This is a genomic window from Streptomyces sp. NPDC045678, assembly GCF_056432085.1.
In genome coordinates this window covers 657,614-680,148 of sequence record NZ_JBWKJS010000004.1, presented here as the reverse complement: position 1 = coordinate 680,148, position 22,535 = coordinate 657,614, and the positions used below count along the sequence as shown (strand labels likewise).

Here is a 22,535-nt window from a genome sequence, read left to right as displayed (position 1 = left end):
GCTTCGGTCCTCCGGCATTGACCCAACTGCCAGCCGCCGGGCACCGCTTGGGTGGAGGATGGGGGGCGACCCTGGGTGATGACGGTGGCGGTGACGGAGAGTGGCGTGCCGATGGTCCCGACAGTGCCGATACGGTGCCCGGAGTGCGGGCACGAGCACCTGTACGCCCCGCCGTCCTACCCGTGCGCGTGCGGCACCCCTGTGGCCCCACAGGTGTCACGGGACGCGGCCGCGGAGCGCGTCACGGACCGGACCTGGGCGGAGGAATGGGTCACGGCACGCTGTGAGACGTGCGGCACCGAGGACCACTGGCCACAGCCGGAGCTGGACTGCCCGTGCGGGGCGGTACTTCGGGTTCCGGTGGCGGTGGCGGGGGCCGGGGCGAGCGCCGGGTCGGACGCGGGAAGCGAGACGGAGGCGGGTGCCGGGGCTGAGCCTGACGCCGGGGCGGAAGCGGGCGCCGGGACTGAGCTCGACGGCGGGGTGGAAGCGGGCGTGGTCGAAGGGGAAGGGAGCGAGGGTCCGGTCGGTGGGGGTGGGAGGCCGCCCGGTCATCCCGCCCACATCCCCCTGCCGCGCACCGCTCCACGCCCCCGCCCCGCCTTCCGCCCCGTCACGATCCGCGACGCGCGCGACGCCGTCACCGTGGCCGCGCTGTACCTGCGCTGGCTCGGATACCTGAACACCCGCAGCGCCGCCCGCCGCCCGCCCTCGGGGTCCCGGATCTCCGCGCGCGGCATGCTGGCGCAGGTCGAGCCGGCGTTGCGGCCCACCACTCTGCGGGACATCGAGTGCCTGTGGCTGACCGCGCTGACGGAGGCGGACGACACCCCCGTGGCGTGCGCGTTCTTCTCCCTGTCCGGCTACACGTCCGAGGCCCGCACGCGCGCCGACTCCCTCGGCGTCCCCCTCTTCACGATGGACGCGACCGGCACGCCGCAGCCGGTGAACGGAGCGGCGGACGAGCTGGTGGCTACGGGCGCGTGAGGGACCGTCCCGCGGCGCCGGGGCGTGCGGCTCCCCGCAGATGGGCGACGTGGCGGAGCAGGGCCAGCGTCGTCAGCAGGGCGACCAGACCGCACACGCCCGGCCACCCGAAGGCTCCGTACGCGTGCACCGACAACCACGAACCGACGCTTCCGCCCAGGTAGGCGCAGGTCATGTAGGCCGTGTTGAGGCGGGCCCGCGCCTCGTCGCTGAGGCCGAATATCCGTACCTGGTTGGCGACCGTGCCGGACTGCATCGCGACGTCGAGCAGCAGCGATCCCACCGCGAGGGCCGCGAGCCCCACCGCCCCGCCGAGGCCGCCCGCGAACAGGACGGCGGAGGCCACCAGGACCGCGACCATGCAAACCAGGTTGACCGCGTCGGAACCCCGGCGGTCCACCTGCCGCCCCGCGACCGGCGTGCAGACCATGGTCGCCGCGTTGACCAGCGCGAGCACGCCGACCGCCGAGGCCCCGAGACCGTACTCCGGCCCCGTCATGAGCAGCGCGACGCCGGTCCACAGAGCGGAGAAGCCGCCGAAGATCATCGCCTGGTAGAAGCCGGAGCGGCGCAGGTCGGGCTCGGTGCGCAGGAGCCGCAGGGACTCGGCGAGCAGAGCGGGGTAGCGCTGCCGGGAGGGCGCCGTCGACCGGGGCAGCGCACGTGCCAGTACGCACGCGATGAGCAGCGCGACCACCGATGTCAGCAGGTACGGCGCACGCCAGCCCAGCCACTCCCCCACCGTCCCGCCGAAGACACGGGAGAGCAGCATCCCGCCGATCGACCCGCTCAGGAGCGTGCCCGCGACGGCGCCGCGCTTTTCCTCCGGTACGAGCCCCGCCGCCGTCGGCGCGATGACCTGCGCCACGACGGTGGTGACACCGACGAGGACGCTCGCGGCGATCAACGGTGAGATCCCCGGTGCGGCGGCCGCGCCGAGCAGGCCCAGGCCGGTGAGGGAGAGGAGCGTGACGATGAGCGTCCGGTACGGGATGCGGTCGCCGAGCGGTACGAGGAGGAAGATGCCGCCCGCGTACCCGAACTGCGTGGCGGTCACGACGAGCGCCGCGGTGTCGGCCGAGACGTTCAGGCCGTCGGCGACCAGGGGACTCACGGCCTGCGGGAAGTAGACGTTCCCGACCGCCACGCCACAGGTGACGGCGAGCAGCAGCACCATGCCCCGGCTCAGGCCGGGCGGTTTCGTCCCGGCGGCCCCGGCGGCCCCGACGGTCCCGGCGGCCCCGGTGGCCCGGGCTTCGACGGTCTCGGCGACCTCGGCGGCCCCGGCTTCGGCGCGCCCCGCCCCTTCGGCATCACCGGCCTTGGACAGACGCACACGCACCCCAGAGGATCGACGGGAAGGCCCACCTGATGACGGACCGGCCTACGATCCCCGCTCGACCCACCGCCGCACAACACATTTTGACCGGGTCATACTCACCCCATGCTCATCCGCCCCGTCACCGCCGCCGAACTGCCCGCGCTCCAGGACATCGAGCGCGCCGCGGGCGAGCCGTTCCGCTCCCTCGGCATGGCCGCGATCGCGGACGACGAGCCGCCCACGGTCGAGGAGCTTGACCGCTACCGGCGCGCGGGCCACGCCTGGGTCGCCGTCGACGACGGGGATTCCGGTTCCCCCGTCGTGTATCTCGTCGCCGACCCCCTCCCCGACGCCCACGCCCTCCACATCGAGCAGGTCACCGTGCATCCCCGCGCCGCCCGCCGCGGCGTCGGACGCGCGCTGATCGAGTACGCCGCGGACCGCGCCCGCGAGGAGGGTGCGACCGCGCTGACCCTGACGACGTTCACCGACGTCCCGTGGAACGCCCCGTACTACGCCCGCATCGGTTTCCGCCCGCTCGCGGACACCGAACTCACCCCGGCGCTCCGCGACATCCGCGCCCACGAGGCGGAGCTCGGCCTCGACCGCTGGCCCCGCCTGTGCATGCGCCGCGACCTGACGCAGGCCGCGGTCACTCCCCGTACCGCTCCCTGAGCTCGATCTTGCGGACCTTCCCGGAGACCGTCATGGGGAACGCCTCCAGGATCCGCAGGGCGGCCGGGATCTTGTAGTGGGCCAACTGCCCCTTGCAGTACGCCTGGAGCTCCTCCAGCGTGAGCACGTCGTCGGGGTCCCGCACGATCACGCAGGCCAGCGGCACCTCCCCGTACCGCTCGTCGGGGACGCCCACCACCTGCACGTCCGCGACCTTCGGGTGGCCGTACAGGAACTCCTCGACCTCCCGGGGGTAGATGTTCTCGCCGCCCTTGATGATCATGTCCTTGATGCGGCCGACGATCTGGACGTATCCGTCCTCGCGCATGACCGCGAGGTCCCCCGTGTGCATCCAGCGCCCGGAGTCGATGACTTCGGAGGTCCGCTCCGGCTCGTCCCAGTAGCCGAGCATCACGCTGTACCCGCGCGTGCACAATTCGCCGGAGGCGCCGCGCGGCAGCGTCACGCCGGTCGCGGGGTCGATGACCTTGACCTCGATGTGCGGCAGGACCCGGCCGACCGTGCCGGTGCGGCGCTCCAGGTCGTCGTCGCGGCGGGTCTGCGTGGAGACGGGCGAGGTCTCGGTCATGCCGTAGCAGATGGAGACCTCCTCCATGTGCATCTCGGCGACGACGCGCTTCATCACCTCGACCGGGCAGGGCGAGCCCGCCATGATGCCGGTGCGCAGCGAACTCAGGTCGTACGTCGCGAAGTCGGCGAGGTTCAGCTCGGCGATGAACATCGTCGGCACGCCGTAGAGCGAGGTGCAGCGCTCCCGCTCGACGGCGTGCAGCGTCGCGACCGGGTCGAAGGACGGGGCGGGGATGACGATGCACGCGCCGTGCGAGGTGGCGCCGAGGTTGCCCATCACCATGCCGAAGCAGTGGTAGAAGGGCACGGGCAGACAGACGCGGTCCTGCTCGGTGTAGCCGACGGTGCGGCCCACCCAGTAGCCGTTGTTGAGGATGTTGTGGTGGGAGAGCGTGGCCCCCTTGGCGAAGCCGGTGGTGCCGGAGGTGTACTGGATGTTGACGGGGTCGTCACAGCTCAACTCTGCTTCGCGCGCAGCGAGTTCACCTTCGTCCGCCGCACCGGCCGCGGCGAGCAGCGCGTCCCACGATCGGTCGTCCCCGATGTAGTGGACGGCTCGCAGTTGCGGGCAGCGGGGGCGCACCTCGTCGACGAGCGCGCGGTAGTCGCTGCTCTTGTGGGTCTGCGTGGCGACCAGGACGGAGACGCCGGACTGGTTGAGCACGTACTCCAACTCGTGGGCGCGGTAGGCCGGGTTGATGTTGACCATGATGGCGCCGATGCGGGCGGTGGCGTACTGCACGAGGACCCACTCGGCACAGTTCACCGCCCAGATCCCGACGCGGTCCCCCTTGGCGACGCCCGACCCGAGGAAGGCACGCGCCAACTCACCTACGGCGGCGCCGAATTCGGCGTACGTCCAGCGGGTGCCGGCGGTGACGTCCACGAGCGCGTCCCGGTCGGGCCAGGCCGCGACGGCCCGGTCGAGGTTCCGGCCGATGGTGTCGCCGAGGAGCGGCGTGCCGCTCGTTCCGTGCGCGTAGGAGAGGCTGCTGGACTGCTCGCTCACCGGAAGTCCTCCTCGCGGTACTCCGCGTCCGAAGCCGCGGCGGTCGCCTCGCGCAGCTCGATGCGGCGGATCTTGCCCGACACGGTCTTGGGGAGCGCGCCGAACTCGATGCGGCGCAGCCGCTTGTACGGGGCGAGCACCGCGCGCGAGTGCTCGAACAGGAGCTTCGCCGTGTCCGGGCCGGGTTCGAACCCGTCGGCGAGCACCACGTACGCCTTGGGCACGGCGAGCCGTACCGCGTCGGGCGCGGGCACGACCGCGGCCTCGGCGACCGCCTCGTGCTCCAGGAGGGCGCTCTCCAGCTCGAACGGGGAGATCTTGTAGTCGGAAGCCTTGAAGACGTCGTCGGCGCGCCCGACGTAGGTGATGTAGCCGTCGGCGTCGCGCGAGCCGATGTCGCCGGTGCGGTAGTAGCCGCCGGCCATCGCCTGCGCCGTGCGCTCGGGGTCGCCGTGGTATCCGGCCATGAGGCCGACCGGGTCCGGACCGAGGTCCAGGGAGATCTCCCCCTCCGCGGCGCCGTGCGCGCCGGTCACCGGGTCGAGGAGCTCCACGGCGAAGCCGGGGGTGGGGCGGCCCATGGAGCCGGGCTTCAACTGCTGTCCTGGCGAGTTGGCGACCTGCACGGCGGTCTCGGTCTGCCCGAACCCGTCGCGGATGGTGACGCCCCAGTCGCGCCGCACCTGCTCGATGACCTCGGGGTTGAGCGGCTCACCGGCCGCGACGACCTCGCGCGGCGGGGTGCGCAGCTGGGTCAGATCGGCCTGGATGAGCATCCGCCACACGGTGGGCGGCGCGCAGAACGACGTGACGCCGGCCCGGTCCATCTCCGCCATGAGCCGTCCGGCGTCGAAGCGCCCGTAGTTGTGGATGAAGACCGTCGCCTCGGCGTTCCACGGGGCGAAGAGGTTCGACCAGGCGTGCTTGGCCCAGCCGGGCGAGGAGATGTTCAGGTGGACGTCGCCCGGCTTGAGCCCGATCCAGTACATCGTGGCGAGGTGGCCCACGGGGTACGAGACGTGGGTGTGCTCGACGAGCTTGGGCTGGGCGGTGGTGCCCGAGGTGAAGTAGAGCATCAGAGGGTCGTCGGCGAGGGTGATGCCGTCGGGCTCGAAGACGTCGGGGGCGGCGGTGGTGTGGGAGGAGGCGTCGTCGGCACCCGCGTACGAGATCCACCCGTCGCACTCGCCGCCCACGACGATCCGTGTGTAGTCGCCGGGCACGTCGTCGAACTTGGCGGTGTCCTCGGGGCGTACGACGACGTGCCGGGCGCGGCCGCGGTCGATGCGGTCGCGCAGGTCGACGGGGCCGAGGAGCGGCGTCGCCGGGATGACGACGGCACGCAGCTTCATCGCGGCGAGCGCGATCTCCCAGAGCTCGGCCTGGTTGCCGAGCATGACGACGACGCGGTCACCGGCGCGGACGCCCCGCGCGCGCAGCCAGTTGGCGACGCGGTTCGAACGGGCGGACAGGTGCGCGAAGGAGCAGCGGGACTCCGTGCCGTCCTCCTCGACGATGTGCAGAGCCGTGCGGTCGTTGTTCTCCGCGATGACGTCGAACCAGTCGAGCGCCCAGTTGAACCGTTCGGGCCGCGGCCAGGCGAAGCCTTCGTACGCGGCGGCGTAGTCCTCTCGATGCCGCAGGAGGAAATCCCGTGCGGTACGGAACTGCTCCGTGGCGCTCGTGCCGTCAGTCGTCATGTGCACCCCTAGTCGCCGCGCTCGCGGCGTATCACTCTGCTGCCGGTTGTGCTGATGCCCGTGCTGCCGTACTCATTGCCGGACGCTACGGAACATCGTGTAATTCGTGAGGCGGATCTCACTACCCCCGGACGGGGGTGTCGCGAGGTGAAAGGGCGGGCGCGTGTCGGCTGACGGCGGCGAGACGGTGGAGATGCGGGCCGCTCTGCTGCGGCTGCGCCGCGGCACGGGGCTCCCGGTGGCCTTCGGCGGTCTCCTCGACGGTCCGCGCCAGGTCCGCATCGGCGAACTGATCGGCACGGGTACGCGTGCGCTGCACGGCCTCGCCATCTCGTCCGGGAACGGCCTGGGCGGCAAGGCGGTCGCCCTGTCACGGCCCTGCGCGGTCACCGACTACCACGTGTCGCGGCACATCAGCCACGAGTACGACGCGGCGGTCGCGGCGGAAGGCCTGCGGTCGGTGCTCGCGGTGCCGGTGGTGGTGCGTCGCCGGGTGCGCGGGGTCCTGTACGGCGCGCTGCGCGCGGCCCAGCCGCTCGGCGACCGGACGCTGTCGGCGGCGGTGGCGGCGGCGCGCGACGTGGAACAGGCGCTGGTCGTACGGGACGAGGTGCGATCGCTGCTGGCGGCGGCGCGGGAGGCGGTGGCGGAGCCGGGCGGGGGCCCGGGTGCGGGGCCGGGTCCGGGGGCGTGGGAGCAGGTGCGCGAGGCGCACGGTGCGCTGCGGGCGCTGGCCCCGCGGGTCACCGACGCGTCCCTCCGGGCCGAACTCCTCGCGGTGTGCGGCCGCCTGGAATCGGCGACGCTGGTCCCGGACCGCCCCCGGGACCGCCCGGTCGGCCTCGCTCCCCGCGAGGTCGACGTGCTGTCCTGCGTGGCCACCGGCGTGACGAACGCGGCAGCCGCCGAACGGCTCGGCCTGCGCCCGGAGACCGTGAAGGGCTATCTGCGCTCGGCCATGCGGAAACTGGGGGCGCACACGCGCCTGGAGGCGGTGGTGGCGGCACGCCGAGCGGGACTGCTCCCCTAGGGACCCCACCCGGCGGGGCTCCAGTTCCGGGCGCCCCGCGCGGGCGTTGAGCACGTCCCATGCCGCCGCTCTCCCCCGAGACGTCATGTCACGGCACGTCACTCACGTACGCCCGCCATCGAAGTCGCCCCACGGCGCAGCGCCAGACCGGCCGACGCGACCGCCGCGAGCACGGCGAGCACCGCGCAGGCGCACAGGATCGCCCCGAGCGTCGCCCAGGGGATCGCGATGGGCGTCCACACCGAGAGCAGCCCCAGCGCGCCCCACATGCCCACCAGGTTGAGCCCGGCGACCAGGGCCCCCAGCAGCCCGCCGACCACGACCACCATCAGAGCCTCCGCGGCCACCAGCCGCAGCACCTGCCATCCGGTGGCGCCGGCCAGCCGCAGCACCGTCAGTTCGCGGACCCGGTCGGAGGTCGCCATGACCATCGTGTTGGCCAGGGAAATGCCCGTGTAGAGGAGGGCGATCCCGAGGACCATGTAGAGGCCCGTCCGGGTCGTCCGGTTGGTCTCCGGGGACGTCGCCCGCACCCAGGCGTCCTTGGTGAGCACCTCCCCGCCCGACATCCGCACCGCCCGCCGCAGACCCGAGGCCACCGCGGTCGGGTCCGCACCGGCCGCGAGGCGTACGTCGACCCGGTCGACGGGGGCCGTGGGCGCGTTGCGCGGGGTGACGTACACGCCGTTGTCGCCGGTGCCCGTGGTCATGACGGCGGCGACCTTCAGGGACTTCCTCGTGCCGTCGCCGAGCCACACGTCCACCCGCTCCCCCACGGTGTGCTCCGCCCACTCCTCGTTGACGATGATCGAGTCGTCGTCCAGATCGCTCACCTTCCCCGCGGCCAGCGGGAGACGGGCCGTCGCGGCGAACGGTGCCGGTTCGACGGCTCTGGCATCGGACCTGATGAGCGCCACACCGTCCTCCAGGACGTACACGGCGCTCGACGAGCTCGCCGAGACCGCGGTGCTGTCGGGGACGGCCCGGATCCGCTTCAGCGTCGCCTCGTCGAACCCGGCGTCGCCCGCCGGAGTGACCACGAAGTCGGCGGCCGTCCGCTCCCGTATCTCGGTCGCCTTCGCCCCGCCGAGGATCGCCGTCGCGCCCAGCAGCGACCCGGCCAGCGCGACCGTGACCAGCACGGGTGCGGCGACGGCCGCGGTACGGCGCACTCCGGCGGCGGCGTTCTCCCGTACGAGCATCCCGCCCGCGCCCGGCAGCCGGGCCGGCAGCAGGGCGAGCAGCCGGACCAGGGGCCGTACCAGCACCGGCGCGAGCAGCGCGACCGCGGTGATCAGCAACATGGGCCTGCTCACATAGGTCTTGCGCTGCAACAGGTCGCCCGGTCCCGTCACCAGGGCCAGGACCAGGGTCACCGCCGCGGTGGCCAGGAGAACCGAGCCGGCCAGCCAACGGCCCCATGTCATCGGCCGGGTGTCGACGGACACCTCGCGCAGCGCTTCGGTGGGGCCGGTGCGACCCGCACGCCAGGACGCGGCCACCGCACCGCACAGGGCCACGAGCAGCCCGGTCCAGAACGCCGCGTGGTAGGGCCAGGTGTGATCGCCGATGGTGAACCAGCGGGGCGCGAGCCTCTCGTCGACCGCCCACTCGGCGAGCTTCGGCGCACCGTAGGAGCCGAGCACGCAGCCCGCGGCCGAGGCGAGCACGCCGACCACGAGCGCCTCGGAGACGACCATGCGCCGGATCTGCCCCGGGGTGGCGCCCGCGGTGCGCAGCAGCCCGAACTCGCGGCGCCGCTGGGCCACCGCGAACGCGAAGGTGGACGCCACGACGAACACCGACACGAATCCGGAGACGCCGCCCGCTGTGCCGAACATGGCGTTCATCGCGGTGAGCGCCTCGCTGTCCCGGTCGGGGTCGGCGTCGGCGTACCGGCGCGCGTCACCGGTGAGAACCCGGACATCGCCACCGCCGTTGCCGCTGCCGCGCACCACGTCCCGTACGGCTGCCGCGTCGGCGTCGACCACGAGTTGGAGGCTGCGCGGCGACAGTTGGGCGGCGCGGGCGTCGGTGTGGAACACGGCGTTCTCGAAGCCGAGTCCGGTCACCGTGCCGACGACGCGCATCGTGCCGCCGCCGGTCCGCAGCCGGGTGCCCGGACGGGCCCAGTCGCCGCTGACGACGACCTCGTCCGCGGTGCGGGGCGCGCGGCCCGCGTCGAGCTCGTACGGCGCGAACGCCGCGGTCGACCACGGGTGGCCCACCAGATCGTCGGGGCCGCGCTCGGTCCGCACGGCGAACGACCGGTCCTGGACGACGGTCCCGAGGCGGCGCAACTTCGCGACCACGGCGCCGGGGACGGGGCGCGGTCGCGCGAGCTTGTGGCTGCGGTCGTGGAGCGAGGTGGGCACCGTCAGGGTGCCCTGTCCCTTGACGACGACGGGCGCGGCGGCGAACCGCTCCGGCCCGCGGGGCGGCGCGTCCTGCGAGGAGGCCAGGGCCAGTCCCATGACGGCGATCAGGGCGACGCCCAGGGAGAGGGCGACGAAGCTGCCGACGAACGTGGGCCAGCGGTGGCGGAGGGTGCGGAGGATGGTGCTCGGCAGGGCGCTCAGCACGGTGCCGCCTCCAGGTTGGTCATGCGGGCCGCGATGTCCTCGGCGAAGGCGGCGCGACTCTCCCGGCCGTCAACACCGGCCAGCCCACCGCCGACCGCACAACTCACCCGGCCGTCAACACCAGCCAGCCCACCGCCGACCGCACAACTCACCCGGCCGTCAACACCAGCCAGCCCACCGCCGACCGCACAACTCACCCGGTCGGCGGCGCCGGTCAGCTCGCCGTTGACCCGGCCGTCGACGAGGAAGACGACACGGTCCGCGTGGGCGGCGGCGACGGGGTCGTGCGTGACCATGACGACCGTCTGTCCTTCCCGGTCGACCATGCCCCGCAGCAGGGCGAGCACCTCGCGGCCGGTCCGCGAGTCGAGCGCGCCGGTCGGCTCGTCGCCGAACAGCACGTCGGGCCGGGTGATCAGGGCGCGGGCGAGGGCGACCCGCTGCTGCTGGCCGCCGGACATCTCCGTCGGCCGGTGCCGCGCCCGGTCGCCGAGCCCGACCTGTTGGAGCGCCTCGCGCACCTGTGCCTTCTTCGGACGGCGCCCGGCGAGCCGCAGGGGCAGGGCCACGTTCTGCTCGGCGGTCAGCGAGGGCAGCAGGTTGAACGCCTGGAACACGAAGCCGATGCGCTCGCGGCGCAGCAGGGTCAGCCGGGTCTCGCTCAGCCCGGCCAGCTCCGTGCCGCCCACGGTGACCGAGCCCGACGTGGGCCGGTCCAGGCCCGCGGCGCACTGCAGCAGGGTCGACTTGCCGGACCCGGACGGTCCCATCACGGCGGTGAACGTCCCCCTGGGAAACGTGAGCGACACGTCGTCGAGGGCGGTGACGGACGTACCGCCGGAGCCGAACCGCCGTACCACGGCCCGCAGTCGGACGGCGTCTTCGGTGCCCATGGGTCTCTCCACCAGCGTTCGCTCCTCGGCTCGTCGACCGCTCGGGTCGTTGGCTCTTCGATGCCTCAACGAAACCCCGGGAGCCCCTCGCGACGCAGTACGGCGGGGCCGAGACCTGGGGTAGGGCCAGGCATACCCCGGATACGGCCCCTGCCCCGATGGCACCGGCCCGCCGAGGCCGCTTACGGTCATGCGCATGCATCCTCGGAACGTGTGGCAGGCCATGTCCCGACCGGGCTTCCCGCTGTCGGCCTGGCCCTGGCGCTCCGCCGCGTATCTGCTCACCGGCGCGGTGACCGGCGCCGCCACCCTGGTGGTGATCGTGGTGGTGGCAGCGGTCTGCGGCGCGCTCACCCTCGTCCTGGTGGGGCTGCCGCTGCTCGTCGTGGCAGCCCTCGGCGGGATCCCGGTGGCGGGGGTGGAGCGGCGCAGGCTCCGCCTCATCGACCGCGCCCCGGCGGCAGGACGCCACCAGGTGCCGGCCGAGCCGGGCCTCCTCCCCTGGCTGACGACCCGGCTGCGCGAACCGGTGACGTGGCGCGAGCTCGGGTACGCCCTGCTGTTCGCCGGGCTGCTGTGGCCGGTCGACGCCGTGGCGATCGTGGTCGCCCTGTTCCTGCCGCTTTCGGTGGTGGCGACGCCCTTGCTGATGGCCACGGTCGGCGACGGTCACGAGGCGAAGGTGCTCAAACAGTGGACGGTCACCACGTGGCCGACCGCGTTCGGCTCCGCTGTCCTCGGCCTGCTCCTGCTGGGCCTCGGCGCGTACGTGCTCGGCGCCACGGCAGGCGCCCGCGCCGGCCTGACCCGGCTCCTGATCTCCCCGCCCGAGGGAGAGCTGGGCGCCAAGGTGGTCGAACTCGCCCGCTCCCGCGCCCGGTTGGTGGACGCCTTCGAGGCCGAGCGGCGCCGTATCGAGCGCGACCTGCACGACGGCGCCCAACAACGCCTCGTATCCCTGTCCATGACACTGGGACTGGCCCGGCTCGACACCCCGCCGGGCCCGCTTGCCGACCAACTGGCCAAGGCACACGGTGAGGCGGGTGAAGCGCTCGCGGAGCTCCGCGAGCTCATCCAGGGCATCTACCCGAAGGTCCTCACCGACTACGGCCTGGAAGCCGCGGTCGCCGACGCCGCCGACCGCTGCGCGATCCCCGTCGACGTAGACCTGCAACTGCCGGGCCGTACGGCCCAGGCGGTCGAGTCAGCGGCGTACTTCGTGGTCCGCGAGGCACTCGCCAACATCGCGAAGCACAGCGGGGCGCGGCGCGCGCGGATAGCCGGCGGCCATCACGACGGGCGCCTGTACCTGGAGCTGCACGACGACGGCCGCGGCGGCGCGGACCCGGCGGCGGGCAGCGGCCTCACGGGGCTCGCGGACCGGGTGTCGGTCCTTGATGGCAGACTGGCCCTGACCAGTCCGCCGGGTGGGCCGACTCTGTTGCGAGTGGAGTTTCCTTGCGAGTTGACCAGGGCGGCCGACCGCTGCGCGTAGTGCTGGCCGAAGACAGCGTGCTGCTGCGCGAAGGCCTCGTCGGCCTGCTCGCCCGCGTCGGCCACGAGGTGGTGGCGGCCGTCGGGGACGCGCGGTCGCTGGTCACCGCGGTCGAGGAACACGCCCCCGACATCGTGGTCACGGACGTCCGCATGCCGCCCGCCTTCCAGGACGAGGGCCTGCACGCGGCGGTACGACTGCGCGAGCAGCGCCCCGCACTCCCGGTCCTCGTCCTCAGCCAGTACGTACAGCGGTCGTACGCCGCCGAGCTCCTGGACTCCGGCGACGGATCGGGCGTCGGCTACCTCCTCAAGGACCGCGTCGGACAGGTCGAGGAGTTCGTGGAGGCGCTGCGCAAGGTGGCGGACGGCGGGACCGTGGTCGACCCGGAGGTGGTGCGCCAGCTGCTGCGCCGCCGCCGCGACCCGCTGGAACAGCTCACTCCGCGCGAGCGCGAGGTGCTCGCGCTGATCGCCGAGGGCAAGTCGAACGGTGCGATAGCCCGGAAGCTGGTGGTGTCCGACGCGGCGGTCGGCAAGCACATCGGCAACATCCTGACGAAGCTGGACCTGCCGCAGACGGACGAGACGCACCGGAGGGTGCTGGCGGTGCTGACGTTCTTGCGGGCATGACTGCCCCGACGAACCCACGCACCTGTCGGCGGTTCGCTCTGTCGGCTTCCCCCCGTCGCCCTGACCCCGTCGGCTGCTCACCTCGTCGGCCGTTCACCTTGTCAGCGTCAGCCGTCGATGACGCTCCCGAAGCGGATGTCGTACGACGATGACGTCTCCGCGACACGCGTCAGCATCCACTCCGCCTCCCGCACCAACTCCTCCCGCTGCGCGCGCCCGAGTGGCCGCCCGAACGGCTCGATGGTGAGCACGGCGCCCCCGCTCTTCGGGTCCTCCTCCAACCGCCACACCCCCGCGAGGAACCCGTCGAGCAGGAAGACGCAGTACGAGACGTTCCCCTTCCACGTACGCCCCTTGTAGTCAGGAGGGATGACTCGGGTCCGGTCGGCGTGCGAGAGGAGGAGGTTGTCGTACTCGGGAAGGAAGCGGGGCGGGGCCGGGGTGTCGGGGTCGGGGCGCGGCGCGTCGGGCAGGTCGAAGAGCTCGACGCCGTTCTCGTCGCGGAAGGTACGCAGCCGAGGCCGGAGCCGCTCGAACACGTCACGGAGCCGGGTGAGGCGGGCCCAGGTCTGCATGTCTTTGACGGAGGCGGGGCCGAAGGCGGCGAGGTAGCGCAGGACGGCGTGGTCGAGGGACGCGGTGTCGACGGCGCCTCCGGAGGGGACTTCTCCGGAGAGGACTCCTCCGGAGGGGGCGCCTGCGGAGGGGGCGCCTGCGGAGGGGGCGCCTGCGGAGGGGGCGCCTGCGGAGGAACCGTCGCTGTCACCACCGAGCCACTGCCCGACCGTGGTGAGCGCGACCTGCCCACTGCGCCGCCACAGCCCGCGCGGGGTGACCTGGACGAGCGGCAACAGGCAGCGGTCGGCGACGGCGAGGGACTGCGGGTCGGCGTCGGGCCACCGCACGAGCAGCACTTCGCGGAGCTGCTTCATCGTGCGGGGCTCAGCCTCGACGGCCGCACGCGCGACGTCCGCGAGCTCGCTCAGATCGACACCGACCAGCCCTTTCCTGAACCCCGACAACTCCGCCTCGCGCGCGTCCTGGACGAGCGGCCGCAGCGTGCGGGCATCGGCGGCGGTGTGCAGATGGATGGTGGAGCGCAGAGTCACGATGCGAACGAGCTCACGCGTGTCGAGCAGCGCGGAGAGCTCGGCGGGATCGAAGTCCGCGAGGCGTGCGGCGAGAGCGTAGTAGGGCGGCTTGACGTTCTGCGCCTGGAGGCCGACGAGATGGGTGACGGCGTCCTTGACCGACACATCACGGGAGCGGCGCAGGAGGAGCTGCCGTTCGAGGGTGGCGCGGTTGAGAGCACGGGCTCCCAGGACGGGGCTCGTCCGGCCCGAGGTCGACGTGTTCTTCATGACCGGCACGCTAGCGGTCGTTGCGGACACATACGGTCCGCATCCCCGTGAGCCCGAGGGACCCCACGCCCTAGGAGCCTGACGCACCCCACGCGCCCCCCACGTACTGCACACACCACACGCACCCCACGCGCCCGACACACCCTTCACACCCCTCGCCCCCTTCACTCCCCTCCCCCTCACCCGCCGGGGCGCCGTCCCACCCCCCGCCACACCGGACGCATATCCTCCTCGGGTCCGGTCCGCGGAACGCGGGACCTCGCCGATCGAAGGTGGTCGCCCGCCATGACGGAGCGCCGAGCCCGCCCCGACCCGACCCCGAACAACAAGAAGCACACGTGGCGCCGAACCACACGCCCCGCGGAGGCGCCGCCCACCACGAACACCTCCCAGACAGCCCCGGACGCACCCACGTCCCCGCATCCCCCCGCGGCCGGCATCGTCGAGGCGGCCCTGTACCGCGACGGCGTCCGGGTGGCGACGCCCGCCTCCCTGGCGGACACGTTCCGCGAGCTGCGCGAGCAGCCGGACGGCATGGCGTGGATCGGCCTGGCACGCCCGACGGAGGCGGAGCTCCTCTCCCTGGCCGCCGAGTTCGACCTCCACGAGCTGGCCCTCGAAGACGCGATGGAGGCCCATCAGCGCCCCAAGCTGGAGCGCTACGGCGACACCCTCTTCGTCGTCCTCCGCGCCGCCCGCTACCTCGACGCCCCCGAGGAGGTCGACTTCGGCGAACTGCACGTGTTCGTGGGCCCCGACTTCGTCATCACGGTCCGCCACAGCGCCGCCCCCGACCTGTCCGGGGTCCGCCGCCGCATGGAGGAGAGCCCCGACCTCCTCAAACTGGGCCCGGAGGCAGTGCTCTACGCGATCCTCGACGCGGTGGTCGACGGCTACGTCCCCGTCGTCGTCGGCGTCCAGAACGACATCGACGAGATCGAGACCGAGGTCTTCCGCGGCGACCCGGAAGTCTCCCGCCGCATCTACGAACTCTCCCGCGAAATGGTCGAGTTCCAACGCGCGACCCGCCCCCTGGTCAGCATGCTGCACTCCTTGATGGCAGGCTTCGCGAAGTACGGCACGGACGAGGAACTCCAGCGCTACCTACGGGACGTCGCCGACCACGTCACCCACACCAGCGAACGCGTCGACGGCTTCCGCCAGGCTCTGGCCGACATCCTCACGGTGAACGCGACGCTGGTGACACAACAGCAGAACGCGGAGATGCGAGCACTGGCGGAGGCGGGCTTCGAACAGAACGAGGAGATCAAGAAGATCTCGTCGTGGGCAGCCATTCTGTTTGCACCCACGTTGGTGGGAACGATCTATGGGATGAACTTCGACGAGATGCCGGAGTTGCACTGGGCGCTCGGGTATCCGTTCGCGATCGGGCTGATGGCGGTGGTGTGCGTGAGCTTGTACTTCATTTTCAAGCGACGGGACTGGCTGTAGCGTCGAACACGCAACTTTCGGCCCACTTCGCGGACGCGAACGTTACCGGGCGCCCGTCTTAGCCCGCTGGGGAGAGTCTCGGGAAAGTGATGTGGACGGGCAGGGCCGCGCCACTGCACGGAAGACGCGGCCGGAGAACTGAGTCTCACGGACCGCGCCGCAGCGGGCGTGGTAGGTGATGCGTCGGCTCCGTCACGCGAAGCCACCTTCTTGGGCGTTCACGGACTTCCGTACGTAGGCGAGCCTTGGTCGTCGCGTTTCGTGCCGGCCTCCAAGAAGCTCGTGGTACAGCGGACAGGCCCATCAGTAACGATGAAACCGGCCGACGTCCAGCCCTTGAGACCGGGCAGCTTCCGGCTGCCTCCTGCTGCACGATGGGGACTACCCTGAGGTACGGACGTCCTGGACCCCGGCGGACCTGTTGTCGCTCGAACCAGATGGCTGCGGGGAGCGGACCCCTTCGTCCGATCACCTGGCCCATCCCCTGGAGGGAACGGGGCGGCCCTTCTGTCCCCTGGACAGGGCGGATCGTCCGTTCGCCGCCTCCGCCTAATGGACTCCCCTGCCGGGAGTACGGAGAGCCGGTGGTCCGGCCACATCCCATCGCTCTGCCCGGCAGGTCTCTGGAACGAGGCCTCATGCCCCAGCCCCCGTTGAACATCTACCGGCACGACAGAGGGCCCCGGGCCCTGATCACCCTCGTCGGCGAGATCGGCCTGGAGACGGTGCGGCCGATACGCACGACCTTTGAGCAGTGCCTGCGCAATGGCATGCGCACCATCGACGTCGACCTCACCCCTGTCACCTTCTGCGACTGCAGCGGCCTCAACGTCTTCATCGACATGTTCCTGCACACCGCCGCGGCCGACGGGACACTGCGCCTGCACTACCCGCCGCCCATGCTGGCCCGGATGATTGAGCTCACCGGTTCCGGCTTCTTGCTCCAGGGGCCGTCGGTCGTTTCAGGCCCGGGTTCTCCCCCTGCCGCCCTCCTCCCCACCACCCCGGCCCCGCGTGCCGTGGCGGACTTCGATACGTCGCACCGGCTGGTATCGGCCGTCCCCGCTGGCTCGGGCAGCGTGCGGTGATGGACTGGCACCGGCAGGATCCGTCACGGGCGCCTGTCGGCGACGCGTCGTCCGACATGGCCGGGGTGCGGCTACGGAGGGTGAACCGCTGGCTGGCGCAGGACATGCGCCAGGATCTGGCGGATCTGTACGTGGCATTCTGCGAGACCGAGCCCGAGGAGGAGTACCGCAGTCCCGGTCGGGAGGAGTTCCTGAACCGTCTGGCCGGTGACATCCGCCGACCGGGCTTCGCAATGATGATCGCGGAGACGGACGGCTTAGTGGGCTGTGCCTTCGGATTCCCGGTGCGCGCCGACGGCTCCTGGTGGCACGGCTTCGACGGGGCGCTGCCGCGCGCCATCGGGCAACTCACGGAGTCCGATGGTGTTTTCGCGGTCACCAACATCCTGGTCCGCCCTCATCCGCGGGACCTGGACCTGGCCCGGCGCCTGCAGGAACGACTACTCGCCGACCATCAGGCATCACTCGGGACCACCATGGTGGATCCGGCCGATCGCCCGGCCCTGAGCGCCTTGCGGTCCTGGGGGTGGCAGGACATCGGAGAGATCTGGCAGCCAGGCCTGCCCACAATGTTCCGCGTGCTGGTGCTTCCTCTCGGAGAGCGAGCCGTGGAGCGGCTGGAGGGGCTGAGTCATCACGCCTGGACCCGGTGGCCGGGATGACACGCAACAGCCGGTCGTCCCGGGTCCGCGCACTGGTCGCCGAACAGGCGGCCCGACGTCGTGCTCCGGTCGCCGTGCTGGATGTGTGCACCGCGGCGGTGGCCTCCCTGCCGGTCGGCGGGGCCGGGATGTCGGCGATGTCCCGGACCGCGGCAAGCCACCCGCTGTGCAGCACCGATGACTCCAGCGAACGGCTGGAGGAGCTGCAGCTCACACTGGGCGAGGGGCCGTGCGTGGACGCCTTCACGCACGGCGTGGCCGTCCTGACACCCGATCTCCGGACGGGTGAACTGCGGGGATGCTGGCCCGTGTTCGCCGATGCGGCTCTGGAGACCGGAGCACGTGCGGTCTTCGCGCTGCCCCTGCAGATAGGAGCGATCAGTCCTGGCGTCCTGGATCTTTATGCCCAGGACCCGATCCGGCTGACCGCGGAAGAACTGGCCGACGCACTGGCCTTCGCCGAGTTCGCGACGCTGGTCCTGCTCGACTCCCGGATCGACGCTACGGGCAATCCGCCCGACGAAGGCGCGTCCAAAAGCCACGTCTAGGACCTGGGCGGGTACCGGGCGGAGATCTCGCAGGCCACCGGCATGCTCACCGTCCAGCTCGGTGTCGGTGTCGACGAAGCCTTCGTCCGGCTGCGCGCCTACGCCTACACCCAGGGACACCGGCTCACCGTCGTGGCCGCCGACATAGTGGCTCGCCGGCTCCGCTTCTCCCCGGGCATGGACCCGCTCAGGACCGACGAGGACACCTGAGGCCCTCGCCCTGTCCGGGGAGCACTAGACGCGCTGCACTTCCCGCTCCGTGCCGACAAGACTAGTTTCGATAAAGGGTGTTGACGATGAATGAACGGCTGCTGGCCAAAACCTTCGTCGAGTTGGCGGACAATTTGGTCGCCAACTTCGACTTGATCGACTTCCTGCGCCTGCTGACCGACCGCTGTGTGGGGGTACTCGGCGCGAGTGCCGCCGGCGTACTGCTCGCGGACCTGGACGGTGAACTCCGTGTGGTGGCCGCCTCTGACGAACAAGTGCGCCTCCTTGAGCTCTTCCAGCTGCAGAACGACGAGGGCCCATGCCTGGACTGCTTCCGCGCGGGCGCCCTGGTGTCCTCTCCCGATCTACGTCAGGAGACCGCCCGCTGGCCTCGCTTCGCCGCACAGGCCCAGCTCCGTGGGTTCGGTGCGGTCCAGGCCCTGCCCATGCGGTTGCGCGACGAGGTCGTCGGCGCCTTGAACCTCTTCCGCACCACTCCAGGCCCCTTCGATCCGGTAGGCACGCCCATCGCGCAGGCCCTGGCCGACGTCGCCACCATCAGCCTCCTCCAACAACGGTCCACCCACCGCAGCACGGTCCTCAACGAGCAGTTGCAGACCGCGCTGAACAGCCGCGTACTGATCGAGCAGGCCAAGGGAAAACTCGCCGAACGCCAGGGCATCGACATGGAACAGGCATTCACCGCCCTGCGCGGCTACGCCCGCGCCCACAACCGCCGCCTGTCCGACGTAGCCCGCGCCTTCATCGACGAATCCGAGGCCCTCACCGGTCTGGGGTCCTGACCCTGGGACCGGGAGTGCCATCCGCCACTCGTGCGCCCGGGAGTTTTCGGAGGGCCGTTCTGCGCGGCGTATCTTCGGCCGAATCACTGAAGGACGCCCTCCTTCCCGCCGCTGCGGGCATCGCAGTCTCCGCCTCCGGGCCGGAGCGCACGCTCCCGGCCGCGTCCCGGTGGACCTCGCGTTCGGTACGGGCATCGCCGAGGCAACCTGCCGCTGGTGGCCGCTGCGCCACGACGAACCCGGCGGCACCGTCGTCCTCGGCCGGATCACCGACGACGACAACTCCACCTACTTCCTCAACGCCTTCAGCAGCGATGCCTGTCCCGAACTCGTCCGCGCACGCGAAGCGCGCGAGGCGCCTCTCAGTCAATGGCCTGCCCGGCCATTCGGCCTGCTCCGCGTCCCGGCCGACGGCGCCCCCACCGGTATCATCCTCGACGGTCAGCCCCGACGTCGGCGGCTGCTCCTCGCAGGCAACAGCCGCTGTGACACGCCCGGCTTCGCGCCCTCCTACCGTGCGAACCTCGACGACGGGCTCCACGACCTGCGCCTTGTCGACGGCGAGCATCCGTTCGCACGCACCCGCCTCATCGCGACCCTCGCCCGCTCTCGCGTCTACCAGGAACGCACCGCCATCAGGCCGCGCATCAACCTCGAGAAGAGGAGTCCCAACCTCACCGTCTGCCTGCCTGCGCCACCATTCTGCCCGTCTTCCGATCTCGTGAACCGAGGCGCCCCATGCACACGCCGCAGCACCCACACGACCCCGACCGTTCACAGCCGTCCGCCATGGAAGCCGTACGCCTGCGCCGACTGAACCGCTGGCAGGCCGAGGACCTGCGAGAGGACCTCGCGGACTTGTACGTGGAATGTTCCACGACTCCATCCGGTCAGGAGTTCCGCGGCCGACAGGAGTTCCTGCGCCGCCTGGCCGACCACGCACAACGGCCCGGCTTCGACATGCTGATCGCCGAGGCGGAAGCACTGGCCGGGTGTGCGTACGGAGTTCCCGTGGCGCGCGACGGATCGTGGTGGCAGGGGTTCGACGGTCCTATGCCTCAGAACCTCGAGCAACTCACGGCGTCCGGACATGTCTTCGCGATCACCGAAACCCTCATCCATCCGCATCAGCACGCCCGCGGGCTCGCCCGCCGTCTGCAGGAGCGCCTGCTCGCCGACCACCAGGCATCCCTCGGCGTCACCTTGGCCGACCAGTCCGATCACTCGGTACTCGCTGCTTTCGAAGCGTGGGGTTGGCAGGAGGTCGGGCAGATCTGCCGACAACCACCTGCGCCGACAGCCCTGCGTGTACTGGTCCTTCGGCTGGGGGAACGCACCACGGAGCGTCCTGACGGCCTGGCCCATAATGCCCGAACCCAGCGGCCCGAGTAGCTCCGCCTCCGCAGCCCGCGGGCGGAGCGTGAGGGGATGCTGCTGGCCCTTGGTCGGTATCCGCCCGGCGGGCTACCCGAGCAGGGCGCCCGACCGTGGCGACCGGGGCCGCGGCCGCGTCCCGAAGCTTGACGTCGCAGTGCTTGCGACACGTCCACCGGCAGGCCCCAGACCCTCTCACTGGAGCACGGTGCCAGAGCCATCAGCATGCCGCGTGCCTGGTCGATCACCGCACGGCTCGACAGCTCCCTGAACAACTGAGCGTCCCCGCAGGCAGTTTGACGACCTCGGCCACAGGAGCCGCGTCCACCGTCGAGGCCACAGCCTTCGACAGCCCCTGCCCCAGGGGACAACACGAGCGGCTAGCGGCGGGCGAGTTGCCTCTCACCGGCCGCACCGGGCTCGTAGGGCAGCCCGTAGTGCTTGAAGATCGCTGCCTCGTCCCCGGCGGGCAGGACGTCGTCGGTGCCGATCGAGGGGGCTGTTTTCACCAGTGTTCTGGCGTAGGCGACCTTGAGGTAGTCCGGTCCGGCGATCGCGTTGTCGAGCGGGACGAACAGCAACCGGTGCCGGGTGGGCAGTCCAGTGCGCACCGTCGCCATGGCCGGCTCGTCGGTGGTGGTGTCCACGTAGACCGCTTCGAGGACGCCTATCTTGTGCCCTTCGGTGTCGATGATGTCCCGGTCTCGCCATTCACGGATCTCCGCCGGCTGAATCATGACCTTCTCCTGTCGGGTCTCGCCTCGGTTGACACGTGCCGGGGCGTGGGTGGTCAGGTCGGCGGCGAGGTGTGGGCACGCCGCGGCGCACGGCGCAGTGCATGGTCCAGGTGTTTGGGAAACGGGTTCCCTTCGGTGGTGGCGACCAGAGCGGCGGCAACCTCCCGGAGCCTGGAATCGGTCCGCCGGGCCACCTCGGCGAGCAGGGCCCTGGCCGCCGCGCGGCGACACGGGGTCAAAGCCATCACCATGCCGCAGGCTTGGTCGATCACGGCGCGCCCGGCCATTGTCCTGCGCAACCGGCCCAGTTCTGCGCGCAGTTCGACGACGCACGGGTCCAGAGCCGCGTCCCCCCAGGCCACCTCCGCCGCCATCATCCACCGGTCTTCCTGGATCCTGACCCTCTGCTTCATGACGCCTTCCTCACCACGCACTGAATACGCCCGCCCGACGGAACCGCCGAAGGACGCTCGGGCACCGAAACTCGAATCCATCACCGGTGGTCCTGCTCGTCCCGACGATCCCGGCGCTTCCAGGGCGCCTGACGCTGTCGCCGGTAGCGGCGGTCCCAGGGATTCTCACGGTCGCCGCGGTCCCGGTGATCGCGGTACTCAAAACCACCGCTCCGGCCTCGGCTGCCCGCACGCCCCCGGCCGTAGTGCACTGCCACGAAGGTCAGCGCGGCCGCTACGGCCCACCACAGAGAGCGGAGGAAGCCGAAGCCGAAGAGGGCCACGATGAGAAGGGCGAACAGGACGATCACGGTGCGTCCCGACCGGAACGGCACCTCGCTGCCGGGGACCGGGGCCTCGCTTCGCAGCGTAGTCCTGCCAAGAGGCCGTGGATACACCCGGTCGCCGCCCGGTACTACCCCGACGCAGTGTGATGCGGTGCGGCCGGGGGGCCGAACAGGATATGGACCCCGGCCTGAATGATCCGCAGTTCGGAAGGAGTTCGCCGTAGTTCCGGTCAGCCCGCTCTCCTGCGCCGTCTCAATACGGGGTGTGCGGACATGGTCCTCGCCCACTCCCTGGCAAGTTGCTCGCCGTCCACCGTCCAGCCCTCCTACGCATCCCCATCGCCCGGCCCGGGCCCGTCGAAGGGGGCCAATCCTCAGGGTGCGCGAGCCCTCCTGGCTGCTTGTGACCTGTCCAGGGCATACGGCGAGAGCTAGCGTGCATGCTGCCGCCCTTGCCCCCGGCAGCATCCCGTCGTTGTCGCCGCCCCAGAGCGATTCCGGCCCAGGCCCGATGCACCCCGCACCGGCAGCCCTGCCGGTGTCCGTCCCGCTGCACGCATCCTTGAGCAGAAGGCGTCGATGTACGCGCTGGTCGCTCTCGCCCGCTTCGTACTGCTTGCCACGTTGAAGGGCCTGCCCCCGGGGG

The 22,535-nt window shown here is 71.5% G+C and carries 21 protein-coding genes and 1 pseudogene; 13 read left to right on the top strand and 9 right to left on the bottom strand.

What is annotated here, in order from left to right:
* Window positions 1-111 precede the first annotated feature (111 nt).
* Complete coding sequence (locus tag AC07DO_RS17465) at window positions 112-987, top strand: hypothetical protein (protein ID WP_479060501.1); 876 nt, start codon at window positions 112-114, stop codon at window positions 985-987.
* On the opposite strand, the gene AC07DO_RS17460 is transcribed toward AC07DO_RS17465, so the two are convergent.
* Entirely contained in the window at window positions 974-2,323 is a 1,350-nt protein-coding gene (locus AC07DO_RS17460) for an MFS transporter (protein WP_479060500.1), read from the bottom strand. The two genes, AC07DO_RS17465 and AC07DO_RS17460, sit on opposite strands and share 14 nt — an antisense overlap.
* 108 nt (window positions 2,324-2,431) lie before the next feature.
* On the opposite strand from AC07DO_RS17460, the gene AC07DO_RS17455 reads away from it, so the two are divergent.
* Window positions 2,432-2,983, top strand: a complete 552-nt coding sequence (locus AC07DO_RS17455) for a GNAT family N-acetyltransferase (protein WP_479060498.1) — start codon at window positions 2,432-2,434, stop codon at window positions 2,981-2,983.
* Here AC07DO_RS17455 and AC07DO_RS17450 read toward each other — a convergent pair.
* Together AC07DO_RS17450 and AC07DO_RS17445 are read right to left on the bottom strand one after the other, a co-directional pair.
* A complete protein-coding gene (locus AC07DO_RS17450; RefSeq protein ID WP_479060497.1) occupies window positions 2,961-4,583 on the bottom strand; it encodes an AMP-binding protein in 1,623 nt (540 codons plus the stop codon). The genes AC07DO_RS17455 and AC07DO_RS17450 overlap by 23 nt on opposite strands.
* Window positions 4,580-6,283: an AMP-binding protein gene (locus AC07DO_RS17445; protein WP_479060496.1), complete on the bottom strand. Its 1,704-nt coding sequence runs from the start codon at window positions 6,281-6,283 to the stop codon at window positions 4,580-4,582. Before AC07DO_RS17445 ends, AC07DO_RS17450 begins: the two co-directional genes overlap by 4 nt.
* Window positions 6,284-6,476: 193 nt before the next feature.
* Here AC07DO_RS17445 and AC07DO_RS17440 point away from each other — a divergent pair, with 193 nt between their 5' ends.
* A complete protein-coding gene (locus AC07DO_RS17440; protein WP_479060734.1) occupies window positions 6,477-7,313 on the top strand; it encodes a helix-turn-helix transcriptional regulator in 837 nt (278 codons plus the stop codon).
* 98 nt (window positions 7,314-7,411) lie between these two features.
* On the opposite strand, the gene AC07DO_RS17435 is transcribed toward AC07DO_RS17440, so the two are convergent.
* Window positions 7,412-9,883, bottom strand: coding sequence for an ABC transporter permease (locus AC07DO_RS17435; RefSeq protein WP_479060733.1), 2,472 nt, complete (start codon window positions 9,881-9,883; stop codon window positions 7,412-7,414).
* Between the two features lie 215 nt (window positions 9,884-10,098).
* A pseudogene (locus AC07DO_RS17430) lies at window positions 10,099-10,788 on the bottom strand (ABC transporter ATP-binding protein); the annotation flags it as partial.
* A 223-nt stretch (window positions 10,789-11,011) separates the two neighbouring features.
* On the opposite strand from AC07DO_RS17430, the gene AC07DO_RS17425 reads away from it, so the two are divergent.
* Together AC07DO_RS17425 and AC07DO_RS17420 are read left to right on the top strand one after the other, a co-directional pair.
* Window positions 11,012-12,283 (top strand): sensor histidine kinase, encoded by a 1,272-nt coding sequence (locus AC07DO_RS17425; protein WP_479060732.1) that lies wholly within the window; start codon window positions 11,012-11,014, stop codon window positions 12,281-12,283.
* Entirely contained in the window at window positions 12,283-12,915 is a 633-nt protein-coding gene (locus tag AC07DO_RS17420; protein WP_479060730.1) for a response regulator transcription factor, read from the top strand. The genes AC07DO_RS17425 and AC07DO_RS17420 overlap by 1 nt, the downstream gene beginning before the upstream one ends.
* A 107-nt stretch (window positions 12,916-13,022) precedes the next feature.
* On the opposite strand, the gene AC07DO_RS17415 is transcribed toward AC07DO_RS17420, so the two are convergent.
* Window positions 13,023-14,276 (bottom strand): winged helix DNA-binding domain-containing protein, encoded by a 1,254-nt coding sequence (locus AC07DO_RS17415; RefSeq protein ID WP_479060495.1) that lies wholly within the window; start codon window positions 14,274-14,276, stop codon window positions 13,023-13,025.
* A 285-nt stretch (window positions 14,277-14,561) separates the two neighbouring features.
* Between AC07DO_RS17415 and AC07DO_RS17410 the strand changes: the two genes are divergently transcribed.
* The 8 genes from AC07DO_RS17410 (at window position 14,562) to AC07DO_RS17375 (ending at window position 20,431) form a co-directional block, all read left to right on the top strand.
* Entirely contained in the window at window positions 14,562-15,728 is a 1,167-nt protein-coding gene (locus AC07DO_RS17410; RefSeq protein ID WP_479060494.1) for a magnesium and cobalt transport protein CorA, read from the top strand.
* 638 nt (window positions 15,729-16,366) lie between these two features.
* The gene (locus AC07DO_RS17405) at window positions 16,367-16,816 is read left to right on the top strand and encodes an STAS domain-containing protein (RefSeq protein ID WP_479060492.1); all 450 of its coding nucleotides are present in this window, start codon (window positions 16,367-16,369) and stop codon (window positions 16,814-16,816) included.
* Window positions 16,816-17,478 carry a hypothetical protein gene (locus AC07DO_RS17400; RefSeq protein WP_479060490.1) on the top strand — a complete coding sequence of 221 codons (663 nt, stop codon included), beginning with the start codon at window positions 16,816-16,818 and terminating at the stop codon, window positions 17,476-17,478. The genes AC07DO_RS17405 and AC07DO_RS17400 overlap by 1 nt, the downstream gene beginning before the upstream one ends.
* The gene (locus AC07DO_RS17395; protein WP_479060489.1) at window positions 17,475-18,026 is read left to right on the top strand and encodes a GAF domain-containing protein; all 552 of its coding nucleotides are present in this window, start codon (window positions 17,475-17,477) and stop codon (window positions 18,024-18,026) included. The genes AC07DO_RS17400 and AC07DO_RS17395 overlap by 4 nt, the downstream gene beginning before the upstream one ends.
* A gap of 3 nt (window positions 18,027-18,029) precedes the next feature.
* The gene (locus AC07DO_RS17390) at window positions 18,030-18,236 is read left to right on the top strand and encodes an ANTAR domain-containing protein (protein ID WP_479060729.1); all 207 of its coding nucleotides are present in this window, start codon (window positions 18,030-18,032) and stop codon (window positions 18,234-18,236) included.
* Between the two features lie 86 nt (window positions 18,237-18,322).
* On the top strand, window positions 18,323-19,039 hold the full coding sequence (locus AC07DO_RS17385; RefSeq protein WP_479060488.1) for an ANTAR domain-containing protein: 717 nt from the start codon (window positions 18,323-18,325) through the stop codon (window positions 19,037-19,039).
* Between the two features lie 169 nt (window positions 19,040-19,208).
* Complete coding sequence (locus AC07DO_RS17380; RefSeq protein WP_479060487.1) at window positions 19,209-19,856, top strand: diacylglycerol kinase family protein; 648 nt, start codon at window positions 19,209-19,211, stop codon at window positions 19,854-19,856.
* Window positions 19,829-20,431: a hypothetical protein gene (locus tag AC07DO_RS17375; RefSeq protein WP_479060485.1), complete on the top strand. Its 603-nt coding sequence runs from the start codon at window positions 19,829-19,831 to the stop codon at window positions 20,429-20,431. The genes AC07DO_RS17380 and AC07DO_RS17375 overlap by 28 nt, the downstream gene beginning before the upstream one ends.
* A gap of 362 nt (window positions 20,432-20,793) precedes the next feature.
* Here AC07DO_RS17375 and AC07DO_RS17370 read toward each other — a convergent pair whose 3' ends face one another.
* From AC07DO_RS17370 to AC07DO_RS17360, 3 genes are all read right to left on the bottom strand, one after another.
* Window positions 20,794-21,150 carry a PRC-barrel domain-containing protein gene (locus tag AC07DO_RS17370; protein ID WP_479060484.1) on the bottom strand — a complete coding sequence of 119 codons (357 nt, stop codon included), beginning with the start codon at window positions 21,148-21,150 and terminating at the stop codon, window positions 20,794-20,796.
* Between the two features lie 53 nt (window positions 21,151-21,203).
* Window positions 21,204-21,563 (bottom strand): ANTAR domain-containing protein, encoded by a 360-nt coding sequence (locus tag AC07DO_RS17365; protein WP_479060483.1) that lies wholly within the window; start codon window positions 21,561-21,563, stop codon window positions 21,204-21,206.
* 80 nt (window positions 21,564-21,643) lie between these two features.
* Entirely contained in the window at window positions 21,644-21,913 is a 270-nt protein-coding gene (locus tag AC07DO_RS17360) for a hypothetical protein (protein WP_479060481.1), read from the bottom strand.
* Between the last annotated feature and the right edge of the window lie 622 nt (window positions 21,914-22,535).

Excerpts from the sequence above, each read along its gene's own strand:
- AC07DO_RS17465 (WP_479060501.1), top strand. The coding sequence starts at position 112 with ATGGTCCCGACAGTGCCGATACGGTGCCCGGAGTGCGGGCACGAGCAC.
- AC07DO_RS17455 (WP_479060498.1), top strand. The coding sequence starts at position 2,432 with ATGCTCATCCGCCCCGTCACCGCCGCCGAACTGCCCGCGCTCCAGGAC.
- AC07DO_RS17445 (WP_479060496.1), bottom strand. The coding sequence starts at position 6,283 with ATGACGACTGACGGCACGAGCGCCACGGAGCAGTTCCGTACCGCACGG.
- AC07DO_RS17440 (WP_479060734.1), top strand. The coding sequence starts at position 6,477 with ATGCGGGCCGCTCTGCTGCGGCTGCGCCGCGGCACGGGGCTCCCGGTG.
- AC07DO_RS17425 (WP_479060732.1), top strand. The coding sequence starts at position 11,012 with ATGTCCCGACCGGGCTTCCCGCTGTCGGCCTGGCCCTGGCGCTCCGCC.
- AC07DO_RS17415 (WP_479060495.1), bottom strand. The coding sequence starts at position 14,276 with ATGAAGAACACGTCGACCTCGGGCCGGACGAGCCCCGTCCTGGGAGCC.
- AC07DO_RS17410 (WP_479060494.1), top strand. The coding sequence starts at position 14,562 with ATGACGGAGCGCCGAGCCCGCCCCGACCCGACCCCGAACAACAAGAAG.
- AC07DO_RS17405 (WP_479060492.1), top strand. The coding sequence starts at position 16,367 with ATGCCCCAGCCCCCGTTGAACATCTACCGGCACGACAGAGGGCCCCGG.
- AC07DO_RS17400 (WP_479060490.1), top strand. The coding sequence starts at position 16,816 with ATGGACTGGCACCGGCAGGATCCGTCACGGGCGCCTGTCGGCGACGCG.
- AC07DO_RS17395 (WP_479060489.1), top strand. The coding sequence starts at position 17,475 with ATGACACGCAACAGCCGGTCGTCCCGGGTCCGCGCACTGGTCGCCGAA.
- AC07DO_RS17385 (WP_479060488.1), top strand. The coding sequence starts at position 18,323 with ATGAATGAACGGCTGCTGGCCAAAACCTTCGTCGAGTTGGCGGACAAT.
- AC07DO_RS17375 (WP_479060485.1), top strand. The coding sequence starts at position 19,829 with ATGGAAGCCGTACGCCTGCGCCGACTGAACCGCTGGCAGGCCGAGGAC.
- AC07DO_RS17370 (WP_479060484.1), bottom strand. The coding sequence starts at position 21,150 with ATGATTCAGCCGGCGGAGATCCGTGAATGGCGAGACCGGGACATCATC.
- AC07DO_RS17365 (WP_479060483.1), bottom strand. The coding sequence starts at position 21,563 with ATGAAGCAGAGGGTCAGGATCCAGGAAGACCGGTGGATGATGGCGGCG.